The organism is Paraburkholderia sp. PREW-6R, from assembly GCF_039621805.1.
In the GTDB taxonomy this organism is placed as follows: domain Bacteria; phylum Pseudomonadota; class Gammaproteobacteria; order Burkholderiales; family Burkholderiaceae; genus Paraburkholderia.
The window spans coordinates 1382699-1401193 of record NZ_CP155074.1; the positions used below are offsets into that span (position 1 = coordinate 1382699).

At 63.7% G+C, this 18495-nt stretch carries 20 protein-coding genes; 10 read left to right on the forward strand and 10 right to left on the reverse strand.

Annotation, left to right across the window (positions count from 1 at the left end; translation table 11 throughout):
- Positions 1–284 precede the first annotated feature (284 nt).
- Positions 285–1040, reverse strand: coding sequence for a DeoR/GlpR family DNA-binding transcription regulator (locus AAGS40_RS21320; RefSeq protein ID WP_345814779.1), 756 nt, complete (start codon positions 1038–1040; stop codon positions 285–287).
- Positions 1041–1215: 175 nt separating this feature from the next.
- Here AAGS40_RS21320 and AAGS40_RS21325 point away from each other — a divergent pair, with 175 nt between their 5' ends.
- The 3 genes from AAGS40_RS21325 (at position 1216) to nadE (ending at position 4725) form a co-directional block, all read left to right on the forward strand.
- On the forward strand, positions 1216–2775 hold the full coding sequence (locus tag AAGS40_RS21325; protein ID WP_345814780.1) for an AarF/UbiB family protein: 1560 nt from the start codon (positions 1216–1218) through the stop codon (positions 2773–2775).
- A gap of 132 nt (positions 2776–2907) precedes the next feature.
- Entirely contained in the window at positions 2908–3786 is an 879-nt protein-coding gene (locus AAGS40_RS21330) for a DMT family transporter (RefSeq protein ID WP_345814781.1), read from the forward strand.
- An 81-nt stretch (positions 3787–3867) separates the two neighbouring features.
- A complete protein-coding gene (nadE, locus tag AAGS40_RS21335) occupies positions 3868–4725 on the forward strand; it encodes an ammonia-dependent NAD(+) synthetase (RefSeq protein WP_345814783.1) in 858 nt (285 codons plus the stop codon).
- Positions 4726–4731: 6 nt separating this feature from the next.
- On the opposite strand, the gene AAGS40_RS21340 is transcribed toward nadE, so the two are convergent.
- The 4 genes from AAGS40_RS21340 to AAGS40_RS21355 form a co-directional block, all read right to left on the reverse strand.
- On the reverse strand, positions 4732–4998 hold the full coding sequence (locus tag AAGS40_RS21340; protein ID WP_345814784.1) for an RNA-binding protein: 267 nt from the start codon (positions 4996–4998) through the stop codon (positions 4732–4734).
- Between the two features lie 368 nt (positions 4999–5366).
- A complete protein-coding gene (locus AAGS40_RS21345) occupies positions 5367–6029 on the reverse strand; it encodes a hypothetical protein (protein WP_345814785.1) in 663 nt (220 codons plus the stop codon).
- A gap of 267 nt (positions 6030–6296) precedes the next feature.
- Positions 6297–7958 carry a peptidase S1 gene (locus AAGS40_RS21350; protein ID WP_345814786.1) on the reverse strand — a complete coding sequence of 554 codons (1662 nt, stop codon included), beginning with the start codon at positions 7956–7958 and terminating at the stop codon, positions 6297–6299.
- A 115-nt stretch (positions 7959–8073) separates the two neighbouring features.
- Positions 8074–9630: a S53 family peptidase gene (locus AAGS40_RS21355; RefSeq protein WP_345814788.1), complete on the reverse strand. Its 1557-nt coding sequence runs from the start codon at positions 9628–9630 to the stop codon at positions 8074–8076.
- A gap of 304 nt (positions 9631–9934) precedes the next feature.
- Between AAGS40_RS21355 and AAGS40_RS21360 the strand changes: the two genes are divergently transcribed.
- Entirely contained in the window at positions 9935–10444 is a 510-nt protein-coding gene (locus tag AAGS40_RS21360; RefSeq protein WP_345814790.1) for a DUF1993 domain-containing protein, read from the forward strand.
- Positions 10445–10453: 9 nt separating this feature from the next.
- Here the strand turns inward: AAGS40_RS21360 and AAGS40_RS21365 are convergent, their stop codons facing one another.
- Positions 10454–10774, reverse strand: coding sequence for a YnfA family protein (locus tag AAGS40_RS21365; protein ID WP_345814792.1), 321 nt, complete (start codon positions 10772–10774; stop codon positions 10454–10456).
- 135 nt (positions 10775–10909) lie between these two features.
- On the opposite strand from AAGS40_RS21365, the gene AAGS40_RS21370 reads away from it, so the two are divergent.
- Positions 10910–11083, forward strand: a complete 174-nt coding sequence (locus tag AAGS40_RS21370; protein WP_345814793.1) for a DUF1289 domain-containing protein — start codon at positions 10910–10912, stop codon at positions 11081–11083.
- 32 nt (positions 11084–11115) lie between these two features.
- On the opposite strand, the gene AAGS40_RS21375 is transcribed toward AAGS40_RS21370, so the two are convergent.
- Entirely contained in the window at positions 11116–11769 is a 654-nt protein-coding gene (locus AAGS40_RS21375) for a LysE family translocator (protein WP_345814794.1), read from the reverse strand.
- A gap of 152 nt (positions 11770–11921) precedes the next feature.
- On the opposite strand from AAGS40_RS21375, the gene AAGS40_RS21380 reads away from it, so the two are divergent.
- Together AAGS40_RS21380 and AAGS40_RS21385 are read left to right on the forward strand one after the other, a co-directional pair.
- Positions 11922–12389: an Lrp/AsnC family transcriptional regulator gene (locus AAGS40_RS21380; RefSeq protein ID WP_345814795.1), complete on the forward strand. Its 468-nt coding sequence runs from the start codon at positions 11922–11924 to the stop codon at positions 12387–12389.
- 72 nt (positions 12390–12461) lie between these two features.
- On the forward strand, positions 12462–12695 hold the full coding sequence (locus tag AAGS40_RS21385; protein ID WP_345816538.1) for a hypothetical protein: 234 nt from the start codon (positions 12462–12464) through the stop codon (positions 12693–12695).
- A gap of 266 nt (positions 12696–12961) precedes the next feature.
- Here the strand turns inward: AAGS40_RS21385 and AAGS40_RS21390 are convergent, their stop codons facing one another.
- Entirely contained in the window at positions 12962–13336 is a 375-nt protein-coding gene (locus AAGS40_RS21390) for a hypothetical protein (RefSeq protein ID WP_345814797.1), read from the reverse strand.
- Positions 13337–13575: 239 nt separating this feature from the next.
- Here AAGS40_RS21390 and AAGS40_RS21395 point away from each other — a divergent pair, with 239 nt between their 5' ends.
- Positions 13576–15582, forward strand: coding sequence for a VTT domain-containing protein (locus tag AAGS40_RS21395; protein ID WP_345814799.1), 2007 nt, complete (start codon positions 13576–13578; stop codon positions 15580–15582).
- A 316-nt stretch (positions 15583–15898) separates the two neighbouring features.
- Here AAGS40_RS21395 and AAGS40_RS21400 read toward each other — a convergent pair whose 3' ends face one another.
- Positions 15899–16258 (reverse strand): hypothetical protein, encoded by a 360-nt coding sequence (locus tag AAGS40_RS21400; protein WP_345814801.1) that lies wholly within the window; start codon positions 16256–16258, stop codon positions 15899–15901.
- A 114-nt stretch (positions 16259–16372) separates the two neighbouring features.
- Complete coding sequence (locus tag AAGS40_RS21405) at positions 16373–16705, reverse strand: YbjQ family protein (protein WP_345814802.1); 333 nt, start codon at positions 16703–16705, stop codon at positions 16373–16375.
- Positions 16706–17146: 441 nt separating this feature from the next.
- On the opposite strand from AAGS40_RS21405, the gene AAGS40_RS21410 reads away from it, so the two are divergent.
- Entirely contained in the window at positions 17147–17380 is a 234-nt protein-coding gene (locus AAGS40_RS21410; RefSeq protein WP_345814805.1) for a hypothetical protein, read from the forward strand.
- A 108-nt stretch (positions 17381–17488) separates the two neighbouring features.
- On the forward strand, positions 17489–18478 hold the full coding sequence (locus tag AAGS40_RS21415; RefSeq protein ID WP_345814807.1) for a zinc-dependent alcohol dehydrogenase family protein: 990 nt from the start codon (positions 17489–17491) through the stop codon (positions 18476–18478).
- Positions 18479–18495: the final 17 nt, after the last annotated feature.

Consider the following 18495-nt stretch of genomic DNA (forward strand, 5'->3'; position numbering starts at 1 on the left):
CCCGCAGCCAGTCGTCGTGCGCATTCGTATGGGACGGCCCGCTGGCGCGAACCGTGGAATTGCAGATTGCCGACAACTTCGCTGCATCTCTTCAGCGTGACTTGCAGCTTACCTGTGACTGTGTCGCCGCTGGTCATGCCTGAATTGGGCGAGGCAAGGATCACAGTTTTCGATGACAACGCCGTGACGATTCTGGCAAATTCCAAAAAAAGCCACAATTCGCCAATATTGGCCAATCCCGCTTTCTTCGTCGCCGGGCTCGGTCACCATCAACCGCCTTACTTTTATGCGATCAGGATTTCCGGACCATGTGAGGTGATCGCCTTGCCGATCGCTTTTTCCGGCGCAAGCTCGGTGACCAGATAACGTGCCGATTCGATGCCGTTGATGCGCACCGGCGTGGCGCGGCCGAATTTCGAATGGTCGGCGACCACGATCACCATGTCGGCCGCCGCGATCATCCGGCTGCGCACCTCGGCGGCCATGCGGCTGTAGTCGGTCAGATAGCCGTCCGGCGAAATGCCGCCCGCGCCGATGAACGCAAAGTCCGCGTGATACTGGGTAAGTTGCGCAACGGTGTCGAGGCCGAACGTTGCGTCTTCGATATCGGACAATTCGCCGCCGAGCAGCGTAATGCGATTGTCATTGCGGCGGCCGAGCAGCAGCGCGATGCGCCAGTCGTTCGTGTACACCACCAGCCGATGCCGGTCGAGCAGCGCGCGCGCCACCGCCTGCGTGGTGCTGCCCGAATCGATGATGAGCGACGCGCCGTCCGGCACGAACCCGGCTGCACGTTCGCCGATTGCCTGCTTCGCGCCGGCGTTCGCCGCTTCACGCGTGTCGAGGTCGGGCTCGCGCCGGTCGCTGGATAGCGCGCCGCCGTGCGTGGTGACCAGTAGCCCGCGTCCGGCCAATGCGTTCAGGTCGCGGCGGATCGTTTCGCGCGACACATTCAGTTCGCGGACCAGCTCGGCCACGGAGAGCGCGCCCGTTTTGGCGACTTGCGCCAGGATGTATTGGTGACGTTGTTCTGCAAGCATCTGTTGTGGGCCGGGAGCCGGCACGCCTCGGTTTCGCCGTGGTTCAGGAAGGCCGGCGTATTGTATTACGCACGACGCGCGAATGTGCCCGACGGCGCCCTTACCTGCTAACCTGAACGCCCTGCCGCGCAACCGACTTTCATCGAGCTTGCGCGGTGCATCGACATGACTGCTAATGCCGCCACTGTTTCGCCGACTATCACTGCTGTTCCACGCGTTGCGCTACGGTGCACGCCTGATCTGGCTGGCCGCGCCGGCCGATCACAAATTGCACTGGATGATCGAACTGATCGGCCGGGTGCACGCATCCGGCCGTAGCGGCGACAGTCTGCACGATCTGCTGCCGGCGCTGGGCCCGCTTGCGACCCGCTTTGCCCAAACGCTCGCGCAACGTCCGGAGCTCGCGAGCGCAACGCTACACGACGCGATCGACGCGATCGACCACATGGAAGCGCCGCTGTCGCCGGCCGAGTCCGAGCAGGCGTTGCAGCGCGCTTTCGGCCGACCGCTCGGCACGCTGTTCAGCGCGCTGGATCTGGTGCCGGTACGCAGCGGATTTGCCGAGCAGACGCACTTTGCACGGCTTCTGGAGCCGGTCAACGGGCATCGCGACGTGGCTGTCAAACTGGTGCGCGTCGCCCAGCTTCAGCAGATCGGCGACGAACTCGCGCTGTTGCGCTGGGTTGCGCGCTGGCTGGAAAAGTTTTCGCGCACCGCGCGCCGCCTGCAACTGCGCACGCTCGCCCAATCGTTCACCGACGACGTGCTGCGCCGTTTCGATCTGCGCGCCGAAGCCGCGAACCTGAGTCAGACCGGCCATCACTTCGACGGCGACAAACGCATCGTCATCCCGGATGTGATCTGGGATCTGTGCACGAACCACACGCTGACCATGCAGCGCATCAGCACCTTGCCGGCAAACGACCTGCCTGCCCTGCACGCGCATCACGTCCGGCTCGCGCCGCTCGCCGCGCACATCGTCGAAGTGGTGACCGAGCAGGCTTTCGAGCACGGGTTCTTCCACGCGACGCTCGATGCGCGCCGCGTGCGCGTGAGCATCGAGCCCGACACGTTGGGGCGTCTCGTGCTGGCGGAATTTTCGATCATGTCGAGTTTGTCGACGGGCGAGCGGGAGTTCTTCGTGCACGGCGCCACCGCGCTGTTCGACCAGGATTACGGACGACTCGCCGAGATGCATCGCGCCGCCGGCCACGTGCCGCACGACACGCGCGCGGAAATTCTCGAGGCCGAGCTTCGCACGCGCGCCGAAGCACATTTCGCGGCCGAGCCGGAGGACCGCTCGGCAGGTTCGCTGTTTCATCATCTGCTGCATGCGGTGCATCCTTTCGAGGGCGCGGTGCCGGGGCGCCTCGCCACTGCTCAGCGCTCGTTCCATCAGGCGGAGATGCTGGCGCGCGCGCTGCATCCCGGCGTCGATACCTGGACTATCACGCGTGGCGTGCTAGCCGGCATCGCACAACGCGACGTCAACCATCGCGGCTGGATCAAGCGCATTTCACGTGAACTGCCGCATCTCGCGCACATGCTGCCGCGTGTACCGCAACTCGCGGTCCGTTACCTGCAGCAGGAACACGATCGCGCACGCACGCCGCGCCAGAACGCGCAAATGCTCGCGGACATCGGCCGCGAATACCGCCGCACACGCGTGCTGCTCTGGGCTTGCGCAGTGTGCGGGGGGCTGCTCGGCGCAGGGACGGTGCTGCTCATCTGGTAGGCGGGCTGCCCAGCGCAGGGACGGCCGCTGGCCGCGCGGATCGCTACTTGCTTCCCGCCGGTGCAGCTTCGAACAAGACGCGCCACGCCACCGTCGACAAGATGACGGTTTTTCAACCGCCCGACGCACCCCATGCTCGCCTTCTTCATTGCCGCCGTATTCGTCGTCTTATGGTCAACCGGATTTGTCGTCGCCCGCGCGATCACGCCTTATGCCGACCCCAACCTGTTCCTGCTCGCGCGCTTCGCCGGCACCGCACTGATATTCGCGCTGGCGGCGTTGGCTGCGCGCGCCGCATGGCCGCGCGGCCGCGCGTTGGGCCTGCATCTGCTGGCAGGCGCGCTGTTGCAGGGCATCTACCTCGGCGCCGGCTACTGGGCCGTCGCGCAGGGGCTGAGCGCGGGCGTGATGGCGCTGCTCGGCGCGCTGCAACCCCTTGCCACTGCCGCCGTCGCAGCGCCGTTCTTCGGCGAGCGGCTGTCACGGCGCGGCTGGGCGGGCATGGCGCTCGGCCTCGCGGGCGTCGTGCTGGTACTCGAACCCAAGCTCACGTCGACGGCTGCGCCGGTCGCACATGGCAACGCGCCCGGCTGGCTCGTCGTGACGATCTCGCTTGTGGCGGTCGGCGCAATCACCGCCGGCACGTTGCTGCAGAAGACGTCGCTGGCAAACGCGGACCTGCGCAGCGCGAGCGCCGTACAGAACTTCGGCGCGGCGCTCGTCGCGGCGGTCCTCGCGCTCGCGCTCGCGCTCGGCGAACATCGCTGGATTGCCTCGGCGACGCTGTGGGCTTCGCTCGCATGGGGAATCGTGATGTTGTCGGGCGCGAGCGTGACGCTGCTCGTGTGGATGGTCCGGCGCGGCGATGCGGCGCGCGCTACCGCGCTGATGTTCCTCGCGCCGCCGTTTGCCGCTGTGGAAGGGTTCGTGGGGTTCGGCGAGACCCTATTGCCGGTGCAGATCGCGGGCTTCATAGTTGCGCTGGCCGGCGTGGTGCTGGCACGCTCGTGAGCGTGCAGGCAAAGCTGTCGCGTGCCCGTGCCAATCATTTCATCTTGAAACTGCGCAATGCCCAAGGAGCGAAAATCAATCATGACGCAACCGGACTCAATCGCACGCCAGTCCAGCATCGCGGCGGAAATGCATGTGGGCGCCGACTTCAGCGCTGAGCGCGAAATCGAGCGCCGGGTAGATTTTCTGGCGAACTACTTACGCAGCAGTGGGCTGAAAACGTATGTGCTTGGCATTAGCGGCGGTATCGATTCGACAACCGCCGGGCGCCTCGCGCAACTTGCGGTCGAACGTCTGCGCGCCGCTCAGTACGATGCGCGTTTCGTCGCAATACGCCTGCCCTATGGCATTCAGAAAGACGAAGCAGACGCTCAGGAAGCGCTGCGCTTTATTCGCGCGGACGAAAATCTTGTCATTGATGTCAAACCCGCCGCGGATGCAATGCTCGCAGCATTGGATAAAAGCGGCCTGCTGTTTTCCGACGACTCGCAACAGGATTTCGTTCACGGCAATATCAAGGCGCGCCAGCGAATGATTGCGCAGTATGCCGTGGCGAGTGCGCGGGCCGGCGTCGTGATCGGCACGGACCATGCGGCTGAGTCGGTAATGGGCTTTTTTACGAAATTCGGCGACGGTGGCGCGGACATCCTGCCGCTTGCCGGCCTGAACAAACGGCGCGTGCGTGCTGTGGGACAGCAGTTGGGCGCGCCTGAAGCACTGGTGCACAAAGTGCCGACCGCCGACCTCGAAATGTTGCGCCCGCAACGTCCGGATGAAGACGCCTACGGTGTCCCGTACGAGGCGATCGACGACTTTCTGGAAGGCAAGCCCGTGAGCGATGCAGCGCACGAAGTCATCATGCGCTACTACGAAGTGACGCGCCACAAGCGCGCGTTGCCCTACACGCCGTTCGACTGGCCAGACACACGAACGCCCTGACTGCACTCAGTGCGCTGGCGGCGGCTCGTCGCTGAAAAGATCCGCGCTTGCTTCGAGCGCTGAGCCGCCCAGATGCTTGCCGTTGATCTGCCGCGCAATGATATCGCCTACATAGGGCACATTGGCGTCGAGTTCGACCGTGGCATAGGCGCCGGGTTTGCCGGCATTCGCCACGTCGATGCTCTTTGCGTAATGTCCAAGCTCATTATGTAGGAAATCGCGGATTTCCTGCTCGCTGCACGACTCGCCAATATTGCGCACGATCAGGTTCATACGACCTACCCGCGCATTTCGCGACGGTTTGCTTTGCCTGAACCGACCCGCACGCGTGCGGCGCGCTGCCGTGCCCGAGCCGCCGCCATTTCGTGGATGAGTGCGGCACCCGCGGCGCCCAATGCAGCCAATGACAGATAGAAAGCGATCATTCAAATCTCCCCTTCGAATTTCGTCCTGTCTTCAAAGCCGCGAGCGGCCAGGAAACGATGCGGCACAGTGACGTCAGATACGGAACTGAAAGCTCCGTTAATGCACTCTACCTGAATAAGCGGGGTAAAAAATAGCTAAAAGTACTTCGGGGGGAATTCACTCGCCACTTGCGTTCGCCGTGCTGCCGGGCGCTTTGGCGCTCAGACAGGCGGATCTCACGGCGCGCCATCGTGGTCGCCGCTGCGGTCATGGCGGTCGCCGTCTTCACCGGTTGCGACATCGAGCCGGCCAATGTCGCACGACGTCTGGCCAAAACCCGAATAAACGACTGACCAGTTGCCGACGATTGCCGCCTGCGCGTCGGCGAGACTCAACTTGCCTTCACACACGCAGCGCCTGAGCATGACAGCTGCGCGTGCCTTGCGGCGTTCGCCCTGCTTGCCCGCCCACGGCAGCAGACCTAAATTCGCCGACGCATCCGGCGCGCCGCCGAGAACGATCGGCACGCGCCGGTCGAGTGCGAAATCGGCCGCCTCGTCCGCGTCGATACCGCGCGCCGCCAGCATGCGGTCCTTTTGCGCCATCACATGGCTGAAGGGCGGCGCAACCGAATCCGCATAACCCGACCGACAAATCGTCTCGCTAACCGATTGCTGTGTGACGCGCTTATCGAGCATACCGGCGCTTTGCGCACAGGCGGCCGTTGCATATGCCGCGAACAATGCGCCAAGACCGAGCAGACAGGCGAGACGCGCGCTTAGCAAACGCCGCGCGCGGCGACACCGGCCGGCGCCTACTCGCATGAAAGTGTTGACCCTACTGCTGGTTGCGTCGCTTGAAGGTTGGAAGCGACGCTCTTCTGCAATGCCTGCGTTCATTCGTCGGCGCGCCGGCGGGGCGCGCAATAGTCTTATTCGCAAGACAATTAAAACACATCCAAAATGCGGAGGCGTGAAAAGGCGACATCCTATGCATGGGCTCAGCGCAGGCGTACGCCTGCGCGTGTTTGACATGGCCGATCGCGGCGCTTGCCTCACGTGCTAGCGCACGACCTGCCCGCCTGTTGGCCCTGCGCTGCATCGGACGAGCCGCGCCGGTTGCCCGACGCGCCCTTGCGCGTAATACCGCTTCTGCGCACTCCGCGCTTACCTCTTCTCCACCGTGCGCGCCTGCAACGCCCGAATCCGCCCAAGCGCCTGCGTATTCGACACCGTGGTGTCGTACATCTTCGCCAGATCTGCCTTCAACGCGGTGCGCGACCCCGCGTCAAGATAGACCATGTGTCCCGACGGATAGAAGCGTGCCGACAGGTTCTCACGGACTTGCTGGCTCACGAGCGGCATTTGCTGCAGATCGATCACGGTCTGGTAAAACGGCGTCACGTAGTCGAAAAAACCGTTTGCCGACAGCACCTTGAGATCCGGATTGAGTGCCATCACGGCGGCCAGGTCGCCGGCGGTGTAAAGAATGACATTGCCCTTGCTGTCGACGCCCTTCTGCGCCCCCGTCGGATCGATATGGCTGAAATCCCAATACTGGAAGGCCTGATCGTTCAGATCCGTGAACGAGGAATTGGAGGTGTACTTCAGCTGCTCGTTCAGGTACACGTTCCACATTGTCGTGTAGACACCCGTCACCGCTGTCATGGTCGGATCGTTGCCGCCGGAATTCGGGTCGATCTTGCCTGCGATGCCGGTGCCGATGGCCGTCACCCGTCCGTCATACTCGCCGAGCGCCAGCCCTTGCGACTTGAGCAGCGTGGTCAGAAAAAGCGAATTGCCGCGGCTGTCGTAAGACGTAATGTCCAGGCTCCATGCAATCAGCGTGGCCTTGTCGATTCCCGTGTATTCGCTCAGCTTTTCGACCGTAGCGTCATCGGTGGCGGGGAATTTGCGCAGCGCCGCCAGATAGTCGGTGCGGGCAAACTGCGCCACTTCCTCGGCGAACGTTCCGAGGTCGGTCGGCCGCGGCGCAATGCCGAGCTTCTTGTGGTACCACGCGTCCGCGGCGGCGGTAGGCAGCGCGCCCACCGGGTTGCCCGCCTGCGTATAGTCGAGAATCGACGACTGCAGCGTGACGCCGTTCAGATCCACGCCGTCTTCGTGCAACCGGTACGCCAGCACGCAGCTGCGTGCCGTGCCGTACGATTCCCCATAAAGATACTTCGGCGAATTCCAGCGATTGTTCTTCGTCAGAAAACGCTTGATGAATTGTTTGAGCGAATCGGCGTCCTGGTCCACTCCCCAGAAATTGCGGTTCGTTTTCGGCGCGATCGCCGCCGAATAGCCGGTGCCGACCGGGTTGATGAACACGAGGTCGCTCTTGTCGAGCAGACTGTCCGGATTGTCTTCCATCGCGTACGGCGCGGGGGGCGTGAAGCCGGGCATCGAGGTCTTGATCCGGCGCGGCGCGAACGAACCGAGCAGCACGAACACGGACGACGACCCCGGGCCGCCGTTATAGAAGAACGTCACGGGCCGCGTTTCCTCTTTCTGCTTGTCCTGCGTGAACGCGACATAAAACATTCGCGCTTCCGGCTGCGAACTGCTCGGGTCGACGATCACCAAATGGCCCGCCGTCGCGGTGTAGTCGATCTTGTGACCGCCGATCGTGATCGAATGATGCGTGATCGCTGCAGTTTCGTCGATTGCCGTGACGGAGTCGTCCGGGCCGTTGCCGTACGCAACCGGATCGAAGAACGGCTGGTCGCCGGATTGATGCGCGGCGCTCGCGGCTGCCTGCGTGGCCGTGGCGTGAGAATTGTGCGGCGACTGCGGAGTAACGGAAGCTGACTCGGTATTCGTCATGATCGCTCCATGGGTTCGTTCTCGTTGTACGTTTCTTGCGCGTCTCTTGTACGGCTCTTGTACGTCTGTGCGCCGCCTCCCCGAGACGATGCGGCTCGGGGGTGCGAGTGAGTGACTATAGTGCGGCGGCCACTTTCTGACCATTGGGACTGCCGAGCCCCGTGCACGCATCCCAGCCGGTTGCCGCCGCGTAAGCCCCGTTGTTGCCCTGCGTGATGTCGTTGCAGGCGCCCGGTGCCTTGTACAGCTTCGGATTGATAAACCCGGCGGGCTGACCGGCTGTCGCGTTGATCCGCGCAATCAGCGCCGCCCACAGCGGCGCGACCGCGCTGGTGCCGCCCACCACCGTCTGTGAACCGTCGATCAGCACGCTATAGCCGGTAAGCGGCGATGCGTCGCCCGCGACATCGGGCACGCCGCGCCCGGTCAACGCGGTCTTCGCCCCCTTCGTCGACGCGGCCGACAAGCCGTTCTGCCACGCCGGCACGGGAAACGCGCGGCTTACGCCACCGCCGCCCGCGCCGCCTTGCGCGCCGTCGTTCCACACGACTTCATGGGCAATGGACGTGCCCGACGCCGTGAGGTTGGTGCCGCCGCAGGCAAGCACGTACGGGCTCGACGCCGGGAAATCGACCTCGCTGCCGCTCGTGCCGTCGCTCGAGCCGCTGTCGCCCGAGGCCACGCAGACCGTCACACCCAGTGTAGCGGCCGACTGCAGCACGCTGTTGAACGCGTTCAGCGACTGGCTCGTCCAGCTCGACTCCGGGCCGCCCCAGCTGATCGAGATGACCGACGGCTTGTTGATGGTGTCGTGCACCGCGCGGCTCACCGCGTCGATGAAGCCGGCGTCGCTGTTCTGCGTGAAATACACCGCGATGGTCGCGGCCGGCACGATCGCGCCGACAATTTCGACGTCGAGCGTCACTTCGCCGTCCGGCCCGTTCGGGTCTCCGCTTGGCTGGTTGCTGCCCTGATCGACGCCGACCGACTTCACCGTGGGCGACGGCACGCCGAGACTTCCGAAATAGGTTTTCAGATCGGACGCGTTATAACCGCCGCCCAGCTCGATGATCCCGACGCACTGCCCACTGCCGTCGCCCTGCGGAAACTGGTAAAGCGACGCGAGCTGCAGCGGCGTGAAAGATGTCTGCTGGCCTTTGGCCGGCTGGAACGGCGGACGGATGCGAAAATGTGGCCGCGCCTGCGGACGATTGTCGAGCCCCATCACGGCTTCAACGACCCCGTTCAGGTCGTCCGGCACGCTGATCGTGCCCGTACGGCCACGGAACTGCCCGACGCTATGGTGCTCGTAGTGTTCCAGCTTGACGCTGAAGGCAGCCTGGAACTGTGCGATCGTGCCGCCCAGCACGACGGAGCGCGCCGCCGCGTCCTCGCGAACCACCGTCAAGCCGTGCGCCGTGGCGAACGCCTTCACCTTCGCGAGGTCAGCCGGGTCCGCGCCGTACTCGCTTGCGAGCGCCTCGCGCGACAGCGGTTTGACGCTCGGGTCGCCTGCTTCGATCCGGCCCATCAACGCGTTGAACTGCGCCTGCTTCTGCCGGCGCAGCAACACGAACACCTCGATCCGTTCCGTGGGATCGCATTGCCCAACGACCTTCGAACCTTGTTCTACCGTACGCTCGCTTCCCGGCAGCGGATGCTTATTGACCATGGTTTCGACTCTCCTGTTGGCGTGACGGCGCGGGCCGCGGGAGGGACCCAAAACGCAGCACGCATCTGCCCGACCGTTGTCTGGCAACCGGCGGCAGGTTGCTGTTTCAAGCGCTTCGTCAATGCGTCCGACCCATGCATTCGACCACAGTTCCGGCACGCGCGGCAGTTGTCCGAATGGCTAATCCGGCGTCGCATCCATGCGCACCGCGCGCAGCAAGCGCTATGATGCTGCAGCGGCAATCCAGCCGTTGCATTGCCTTGCGCGCCCTCCGCGCGCGCGATCAAAGCATTAGAGGAACCCCATGCCCATTTCCATGTATCAAGCATCTCTGCCCGTGTTGATTCGCGGCTTGACGAATCTGCAGGCCATCCTTGGCAAGGCCCAGGCCCACGCTGCGGAGAAACAGATCGATCCGTCCGTGTTCACCCAGGCGAGGCTCGCGCCCGACATGTTGCCGCTCGTGCGCCAGGTCTATATCGCAAGCGACACCGCCAAAGGTTGCGCCGCGCGTCTGGCCGGCGTCGAAGCGCCGAAATTCGACGACGTCGAACAGACTTTCGACGAACTGCATGCCCGCCTTCAAAAGACGATTGATTATCTGAAAGAATTTAACGCGCAACAGATCGACGGACAGGAAGAGCGCCAGATCACGCTCAAAATGCGCACCGGTCCGATCGAGTTCACGGGCATGTCCTATCTGTTCGGTTTCGTGCTGCCGAATTTCTATTTTCACATCACGACGGCGTACGACATTCTCCGTCACAACGGCGTGGAACTCGGCAAACTCGATTATCTGGGTACGGTGAAGTAACCCCGGCAATCACACGCGAGGCTGGAACGCAATGATCGCCATGCCGGCGAGCGTAAGGGCCGCGCCAGCCGCGTCCCATAGCGTGGGCCGCACCTTGTCCACGCACCACAGCCACGCAATGGCGACAGCCACATACACACCGCCGTAGGCCGCATAAACACGGCCAGCGGCGGTTCCATGCAATGTCAGCAGCCACGCGAACAGCGCAAGACTCAGCGCGCCCGGCACCAGTAGCCAGGCCGAACCACCTTCCTTGAGCCAGCGCCACGGCAAATAGCAGCCCACGATTTCAGCGACGGCGGTAATCGCATAAAGCAGGAATGTTTTCATTGGCCCCGATGCGAGACAGAGAGGCGGCCGTGGCTTGCGCACGGCGCGCTATCGCCTTTATTAACACAATCACTTGGCGCGTGGGCATGGCGCGTGCGACAGTTTTTTGTATTGTCTTTTCCACTGTCACCCGTCATGAGCATTGATTCACCTTGTATCGACATCTGCAAGTTCGATAGCAAAACTGGCTTCTGCATTGGCTGTCTGCGCACGCGCGACGAGTGCAAGAGCTGGAAGAAGATGAAGGACAAACATCGCCGCAAGATTATCGAAGACCGGCCGCGCCGCGAGCACAAGCTCAAGAAGTAGCCGGACGCGGCAGCGTCATTGCGCCGCTCGCGTCATTCCAGCGAGAGCCTGAGTGCGAAACCGATCAGCGCCGCCGAAAAAGTCCAGCGCTGTAGCGTCTGGGCCAACGGATGAGCGCGCAACCATCCGGCTATGCGCGCGGCGCCTGTCGCAAACAACGTGTCGAAGCACGCGCCGATTGCGAGCAATACCGCGCCCAGTTCAACCATCTGCCAGCCGACAGGACCCGCTTCGGGTCGCACGAACTGCGGCAGCAGCACCGAACAGAAGAGCAGCGCTTTAGGATTAAGCAGGCTGGTCAATAGGCCTTTAACGAACGCAGCGCGCAGCGGCTGCTTGTGGTTTGGTCCTGTCGGGTGCGACGTTGGCTGTGACGCGCCGCCCGCCGGCAACGCAAACACTGGCGAACGAAATATCTGTACGCCCACCCACGCCAGATAGACCGCGCCGCCGTAGCGCACCACGTCGTAAAGCCACGGTGCGTTGCGCAGCAGTGCCGCCACACCGCAGGCCGACAGCGTGACGTGTGTCGCGCGCGCAATGCCGAGCCCACCGGCCGCGGCCAGACCACTACGAATGCCCCGGCCAATACTGATTTGCAGCACGAGTGCCATGTCAGGCCCGGGCACGGCATAAACGACGAATAACGCAGCGATAAAAAGAGCCAGCACATGCGCGGAAATCATGAAATCCTCCTGTTTCAGCGCTCTATCTTGCCGCTAGCCACGGAGTGTTTGCTGGCGTAATTCCCGGCTCGGACTTATCAAATTGGAGCAATGCGCTAAGATTCGCCTCTGTTCGCAGGTTTTCCGCCAAAACCACATCAACGCTCACTATCATGACAGCCGAACTCGATAAAACCGACCGGGCGATCCTCGCCGCGCTTCAGCATGACGGGCGCATGTCGAATGCTCGCCTTGCCGAAACAGTCGGGCTCAGCGAGACGCCGTGCGCGCGCCGTCTCAAGCGGCTCGAAAACGACGGCTTCATCGACGGCTACCGGGCCATGCTGTCCCGCTCCGCGCTAGGCCTGGGCGTGATCGCGTTCGTCTATGTGCGCTTTGCCGTGCACGACCGTGCGGTGGCCACGCGCTTCGAGCGCGAGGTGCAGGCAATCCCGCGCATTCTGGCGTGCCACAACGTGTCGGGCAGCGCCGACTACATCCTGCAAGTGGTCGCGCGCGACCTGGACGACTACGGCAGCTTCATGCGCGACCAGATGCGCAGCCTGCCGGGCGTGACGTCGGTGGAATCGGCACTGTCGCTGCGCGAGGTGAAAGCGAACGGCGCGTTGCCGCTGTCCTGAGCCGGACGTGGCATAGTCCCACTTTTAATCAGGCGCGAGCCGACACACGATCACGGAGTTTTCATGGATCACATCGATCACGACAAGGCGCGAGCCGAAGAAGCGGCAGCAATGGAACGCGTGCTGAGCGCCACGCAACGTGTCAAGGCAGCGTTCACTTCTCTGCAGTCGCAGTTCCCGCCGGCCGGCAGCGGCAAGCCCTCGCAGTTCGCGCTGCAAACTTTCGACGCCGCGCTTCAGGAACTCGAAGACGCGCAAGCCGCTTTTGACGAAATGCTGGGCGACCTGCTCGACGGCAACCGCTGAGCGTCGCTGACGCGTCACTCCGGGCGGCTGGTCAGGCGGCGGATCGGACAGCCGACGCAAACCGCTTCGCCGTTGATCCTCGTCCGCACCTGCAACTGCACCTGCGCCTAATCTCTGCCCCGCGACTTCCAGAACGCCAGCTAGTAGCGCGAAGCCAAGCGTCGTCCGCAGCACACAAACAATTTACTTCGTTTAACGAAGCATGTTGACGGCGCCACGGCTGCGCGCCGGGGCTGCCGCATCAACAGCAGCCGCGCGTTGAAGCACTAACGCGCAGGCGCCGGCCTTCCGGTCACATTGGGCGCTCGCGGATCGGGGTTCATGTTAAGACTCGTGCCGTTGGCGCGCATATCGCCGAGCGCCGGGGCTGCCCGTGCACCACCGGGCAAACCCGACACTGCCGGCACCCCGGTCCCGGCAGAACCGCCCGCAGCGCCTCGCGCCGCGCCCGGCACCGTACCCGGTGCGGCGGTCACGCCCGCGCCCAATCCCGTCGAGACGCCAGGCGCGTTCACCGCACCAGCCTCGCCTCCGGTCACCGAGCCGGTCCCTCCACCGACATTGCCGGTCTGCGCCCATCCCACTGACGCGACTCCCAGCATGAATGCCGCGCCTACGATTTTGCCTGTGACGATCTTCATAGTCCGCTCCTTCACCCTCTAGCCGCCCGCCGCGTGACGCACGGGACACGCCAGGGTCAATCAGTAAGACCCGCGCAAGCGCCGTTCCTCCACGGCCAACCTGTCACGGCGCGATCGGCGTCGCGCCGCGAGCCGCAGGCCACATCGCAAAACGCGGGCACGGGCGACATACAAAACAGATGAAGAGCGTGATCGCGCGTTATGATCAACCGTCACGGCACAATGGCTGATCGCCCACGATGGAGCACGCCTACATCCACCTGTTGCATCAACTGGCTGGTCATCCGGCGTGGACACTGACGGTCGTCTTCCTCGCGGCCTTTCTCGAAGCGATTGCCGTGATCGGCACCTTCATTCCCGGCAGCACCGCCATGTTTCTTGCGGGCGCTCTGGCGGGCACCGGCTCGCTGAGCCTCGGCTGGGTCGTCGTCTGGGCGATCGTGGGTGCCATTGCCGGCGACGGACTGAGCTTCTGGCTCGGCAGTCGCTACAAGGATCGCATCGTCCAGCTTTGGCCGTTCTGCAAACACCCCGAAGTACTCGGCACCGGCAAGCGGTTCTTCAAGAAACACGGCGCGAAAAGCGTGGTGCTCGCCCGCTTCGTCGGACCTTTGCGGGCGATCGTGCCGGTCGTCGCCGGCATGCTCGCCATGCCGCCCACGCGTTTTTACGCGATGAATGTGCTGTCGGCGCTGCTGTGGGCGCCCGCGCACATCCTGCCAGGCGTGGTGTTCGGTGCCTCGGTGCTGCTCGCGGGCGCGGTGTCGTTCCGCCTCGTCGTCATCATTGCGATGCTGCTGGCCATTATCTGGGTCAGCTATCGCGCGATGCGCTTTCTGCTTTCGCATGCAAACGCGTGGTCGAGCGCCGCAGGGCGCAATCTCGGCAGTTGGGCGTGCCGGCATCCGGGGCCGCTCGGCCGCCTCGCGCGCAAACTGCTCGATCCGGCGACGCCTGACGCCAGCACGATCCTCTTCACCACGCTCATCGTGCTGGTCGCCGGCGCGCTGTTCTTTGGCGTGTTGCAGGACGTGGTGAGCGGCGATCCGCTGACCCAGGTCGATCTGTCCGTCTATCACTTTCTGCAATCCGTGCGCACGCCGTGGGGCGACAGCGTGCTTGCGGGACTGGCGACGCTCGGCAGCGTCGTCACGCTGACGGCGCTGGTCGTGACGGTCGTCGTCTGGATGTCGCTCGAACGGCGCTGGCGCACGGTCGGCTACTGGCTTGCCGCGGTCGTGTTCTCCCAGTTGCTGATCTTCGCGCTGCAGTTCGCGATGCGCCGTGCCGCGCCCGACGAGATGATGGCCGGCGCTTACGTGTTCCCGAGCGACCACGTTGCCGCAGCCGTCGTCGTGTACGGTTTTCTGGCCTTTCTGCTCGCGCGGCGGGTGGGACGCGTGGAGGGCATGCTGGTGGCAACGGCGAGTACGGTGATCGTGATCATCATCGCGCTCGCGGGGCTGTATTTCGGCCGCTACTGGGTGTCCGACGCGATCGGCGGCGCCGCGCTCGCCTATATCTGGGTCGCGCTCGTGTCGCTGTCCGCGATCTGGCGGCATCCGGAAACGCCGCCCGCACGCACGCTGATGCCTGCCGTCGTGCTCGTGGTCGTGCTGGTCAGCGTGGCCGTTCAGCTCGGCGTGCAGGACCCCGCGCCGCCGGCGGGCAGCGCGCGAAAGCCGCCGACCGTGCTGGTTTCGCAATCACAATGGACGCTCTCGACGTGGAAGCATCTGCCGTGTTATCGCTCCGACATGGACGGGGACAGCAAGGAGCCGCTGACGTTGCAGTGGGTGTCGAATGCCGATTCGATCAAGGGGCAACTCCGCGCGCAAGGCTGGGTCGAGGGCACGGACGTGTCCGCGCACAGCCTGCTCTCGCTCGCTTCACCGAACGTCGCGGCGGTGTCGCTGCCCGTGTTGCCGAAGCTGAACAACGGTGTGCCTTCGTCGCTCGTCTTCATGCGGCCAGGCGACACGCGCGACGAACGCGACGTGCTGCGCTTCTGGCCGAGCGGTTACGCAGTGGGCGACGGTGTATCGGCCGAGCCGTTGTGGGTCGGCGCGTTTGCGCATGAACGGCTGTCGCGCCCATCGTGGCCCATCAATATTCTGCGGGTGGACAAGACTGTGACGCTAGCCGGTGCGAGCGGACAGTCGAAAGGCGAACTCGGCGCGGCGCTGATTGAGCGGGTGAGTTGCCACGGTGTGCCGGTTTCGCTGCTGACGTCGCCGGTGGAGTGAGCGGGTTTTGCACTGTTGGCCGACGCGCCGGACGTAGGCCGCGTGAACGGCATGCTGGCGAACAAATCGCCTTGCGCTCAATCAGTTGGCGCGATTGACCGGGAGTTGTCCACAGGGATGTGAACATTTTCTGTGGATAAGCGGGCTCGTGCTGGAAGCCCGCCGCCGGCAGGCCCTTCGCAATCAGACAGGCCACCCCGTCGCGCAGTCTTCAGCGGGTCAGCGTGGCCACGCTCACCACCGCCCATCAAGCACCTTCAACCGGTGACTGACGACGACCGTCCACTGTATTGCTTGCATAACGTCCCGGCCCACTTCATCGCGGCCAACGTGCGCCGCCCGCTTCGCGTTGCCTCGCCGCACGACAGATTCGAGCATCCCAGCACGCTGAAAAAATGCGATCGACGTGCCGCGTCCACCGCCTTTTCGCGTATGCGGTTTCCGCCTGCATGAGCACGTCGTGGAATTCGGTCGGGAACCGTACGCGCACCGATTCGATGCCCTGCAACAGCCGGCGCGCCCGTGAGATCTCCGCGCCGCTGACCGGGCCGGCGTCGGGGGATGCGTCCATGCCTGGCGCCTGCGCGCGTGCGCCGTCGTTCACCGGCAAGAAGCCGAAGATGTTGCGCAGGCGCCTGAACCTCGCGCTCGGCGAGTGACTGACTGACAGGATCATGGTCATCTCCATTCGTTCCGGTCTGCGATGAAGGTCATCGTGCGCGTCATGCACGTAGATTTCGCGCTTGGCCCGCGCGATGTCTCCTGACGCTACCGCTCAGGCGCCCACCGTCTAGCCACGAATTGCCTGCACAGCCGTGCCGTAGCACAGCACTTCGGTGATGCCGCGTGCGATTTCCGTCGCGTCGTAGCGCATGCCGATAATGGCGTTCGCGCCGAGGGCATCCGCTTCGCGCAGCATGCGCTCGAACGCATCCTGCCGCGCGCGTTCGCATAGCGATGTGTACAGCGTGATATTGCCGCCAAAGATTGTTTGCAGTGAAGCGCCAATCGAGCCGACCACCGAGCGCGACCGAACGATGATGCCCCGAGCGACGCCGAGTGAACGTTCCGCGCGATAACCCGGAAGTTCAAAGGCGGTTGTCACCATGCTGCGATCAATCATCGATACCTCGGCTTAAAGGGACATGTTCGCCGATGATAAGCCAACGCGCGCACCCAATGCGACGCGGCAACGTGATCGTCGAGTGGCGCGCGCGTCTTTTACGGCTTTAGCGTCGGAGCGCAGATCGCGATACATGCCTCGCATGCATACGCGCCCGCCTATCAAGGCGCTTTTCGTTTATCCCGTCGCCGCCAGCTTGCCCCCCACACCGCGACGTGACGACACTCTGCGCATCGAAGCGGTTTCCGGCTCCGCCCCAGGTCATGCTTCCAACCTGAATCGGCCCGCGCCTACCTCGATATCATTAAAGCAGCGAAAGATCATGGCCACGTTGATCCCGGTCTGGGGCGCAAGGCGCGTCGGCGTGCGCATCTCGCCGTCGGGCGAATGGGACGGCACTTCCGACACCCACCCGAAAGCCACTTGCAGCTACGTGGCTAAGTGCTGCATAGCGATGGTCTGGCGTATCTTCCCGTAATCGAACCGCGTATCAAAGGCGACGATACGCTGCATGAAGGACACTCGCCGGTTGTGGCGACCTATCCGCGTCCACACTTTTCCGGCCCTATCATCGCAGCAGGCGGATTGGACGGTGATACGGCGCAGGCGCTCGTCGCATCGGGCGACGCGAACCTGGTTGCGTCTGGACGCCACCTCTCGTCGAATCCGGATTAGCCGTATTGTCTGCATCACACCGACTTCCCGCATACCCGTCCGAAGCACCAACCGAGTGGACAATGTCAGTCGTTTAGCCTCGGCCCTGAATCAACGCAGGAGATCCGCATGTCACGCACCATCAGGTTCAACCAGGCCGGTGGGCCGGAAGTACTCGAATTCGTCGAGACGACCGTGCCGCAGCCGGGCCCGAACGAAATCCGCATTCACGTCAAAGCGATCGGACTCAACCGCGCGGAGTCGATGTGGCGCAAGGACATCTATATCGAGCCGGTCAAATTCCCCGCCGGCCTCGGCTATGAAGCCGCGGGAACAGTGGATGCAGTCGGGAGCAGCGTCAGCGGGTTCGCGCCCGGCGACGTGGTCAGCGTCATTCCGTCCTTTTCGATGAATCAGTACGGCACCTACGGCGAAGTGATCGTCGTGCCGGACTACGCCGTCGTCAAACATCCGTCGTCACTGTCGTTCACGGAAGCGGCGTCGGTATGGATGATGTTCGTCACGGCCTATGGCGCACTGATCGAAGATGCGAAAGTGACCCAGGGCGACTTCGTGATCGTGCCGGCGGCCTCCAGCAGCGTCGGGCTCGCTGCCATCCAGCTTGCGAACTATGCCGGCGCGACCTCGATTGCGCTCACGCGCACCGCCGCCAAAAAGCAGCCATTGCTCGACGCGGGCGCCGCCCACGTGGTGGTCACGGACGAAGCCGATCTCGTCGACGAAGTGATGCGGATCACCGGAGGCAACGGCGCTCGCGTCGCCTTCGATCCGGTTGGCGGCCCGAACTTCGCCAAGCTGCTGGCTACGCTGTCGTTTCAGGGCATTGCGTATATCTACGGCGCGCTCAGCGACGAAGTCACGCCGCTACCCGTGCTGGAGATGATCGGCAAGATGCTCACGGTCAAGGCGCACAACATCTGGCTCACGAGCGGCGATGAAACACGCCGCAAGGCGGCGGTCGACTACATACTCAAGGGACTCGAAAGCGGCGCGCTCAAACCGGTGATAGACCGTACGTTCAGTTTCGACCAGATGGTGGACGCGCACCGTTATCTGGAAACCAACGGCCAGTTCGGCAAGATCGTGGTGACGGTCTGACGGGACGTTGGTTGGCG

Excerpts from the sequence above, each read along its gene's own strand:
- AAGS40_RS21330 (WP_345814781.1), top strand. The coding sequence starts at position 2,908 with ATGCTCGCCTTCTTCATTGCCGCCGTATTCGTCGTCTTATGGTCAACC.
- AAGS40_RS21365 (WP_345814792.1), bottom strand. The coding sequence starts at position 10,774 with ATGAAAACATTCCTGCTTTATGCGATTACCGCCGTCGCTGAAATCGTG.
- AAGS40_RS21320 (WP_345814779.1), bottom strand. The coding sequence starts at position 1,040 with ATGCTTGCAGAACAACGTCACCAATACATCCTGGCGCAAGTCGCCAAA.
- AAGS40_RS21350 (WP_345814786.1), bottom strand. The coding sequence starts at position 7,958 with ATGACGAATACCGAGTCAGCTTCCGTTACTCCGCAGTCGCCGCACAAT.
- AAGS40_RS21400 (WP_345814801.1), bottom strand. The coding sequence starts at position 16,258 with ATGATCCTGTCAGTCAGTCACTCGCCGAGCGCGAGGTTCAGGCGCCTG.
- AAGS40_RS21355 (WP_345814788.1), bottom strand. The coding sequence starts at position 9,630 with ATGGTCAATAAGCATCCGCTGCCGGGAAGCGAGCGTACGGTAGAACAA.
- AAGS40_RS21395 (WP_345814799.1), top strand. The coding sequence starts at position 13,576 with ATGGAGCACGCCTACATCCACCTGTTGCATCAACTGGCTGGTCATCCG.
- AAGS40_RS21415 (WP_345814807.1), top strand. The coding sequence starts at position 17,489 with ATGTCACGCACCATCAGGTTCAACCAGGCCGGTGGGCCGGAAGTACTC.
- AAGS40_RS21370 (WP_345814793.1), top strand. The coding sequence starts at position 10,910 with ATGAGCATTGATTCACCTTGTATCGACATCTGCAAGTTCGATAGCAAA.
- AAGS40_RS21345 (WP_345814785.1), bottom strand. The coding sequence starts at position 6,029 with ATGAACGCAGGCATTGCAGAAGAGCGTCGCTTCCAACCTTCAAGCGAC.
- AAGS40_RS21380 (WP_345814795.1), top strand. The coding sequence starts at position 11,922 with ATGACAGCCGAACTCGATAAAACCGACCGGGCGATCCTCGCCGCGCTT.
- AAGS40_RS21340 (WP_345814784.1), bottom strand. The coding sequence starts at position 4,998 with ATGAACCTGATCGTGCGCAATATTGGCGAGTCGTGCAGCGAGCAGGAA.
- AAGS40_RS21390 (WP_345814797.1), bottom strand. The coding sequence starts at position 13,336 with ATGAAGATCGTCACAGGCAAAATCGTAGGCGCGGCATTCATGCTGGGA.
- AAGS40_RS21405 (WP_345814802.1), bottom strand. The coding sequence starts at position 16,705 with ATGATTGATCGCAGCATGGTGACAACCGCCTTTGAACTTCCGGGTTAT.
- nadE (WP_345814783.1), top strand. The coding sequence starts at position 3,868 with ATGACGCAACCGGACTCAATCGCACGCCAGTCCAGCATCGCGGCGGAA.
- AAGS40_RS21360 (WP_345814790.1), top strand. The coding sequence starts at position 9,935 with ATGCCCATTTCCATGTATCAAGCATCTCTGCCCGTGTTGATTCGCGGC.
- AAGS40_RS21325 (WP_345814780.1), top strand. The coding sequence starts at position 1,216 with ATGCCGCCACTGTTTCGCCGACTATCACTGCTGTTCCACGCGTTGCGC.
- AAGS40_RS21375 (WP_345814794.1), bottom strand. The coding sequence starts at position 11,769 with ATGATTTCCGCGCATGTGCTGGCTCTTTTTATCGCTGCGTTATTCGTC.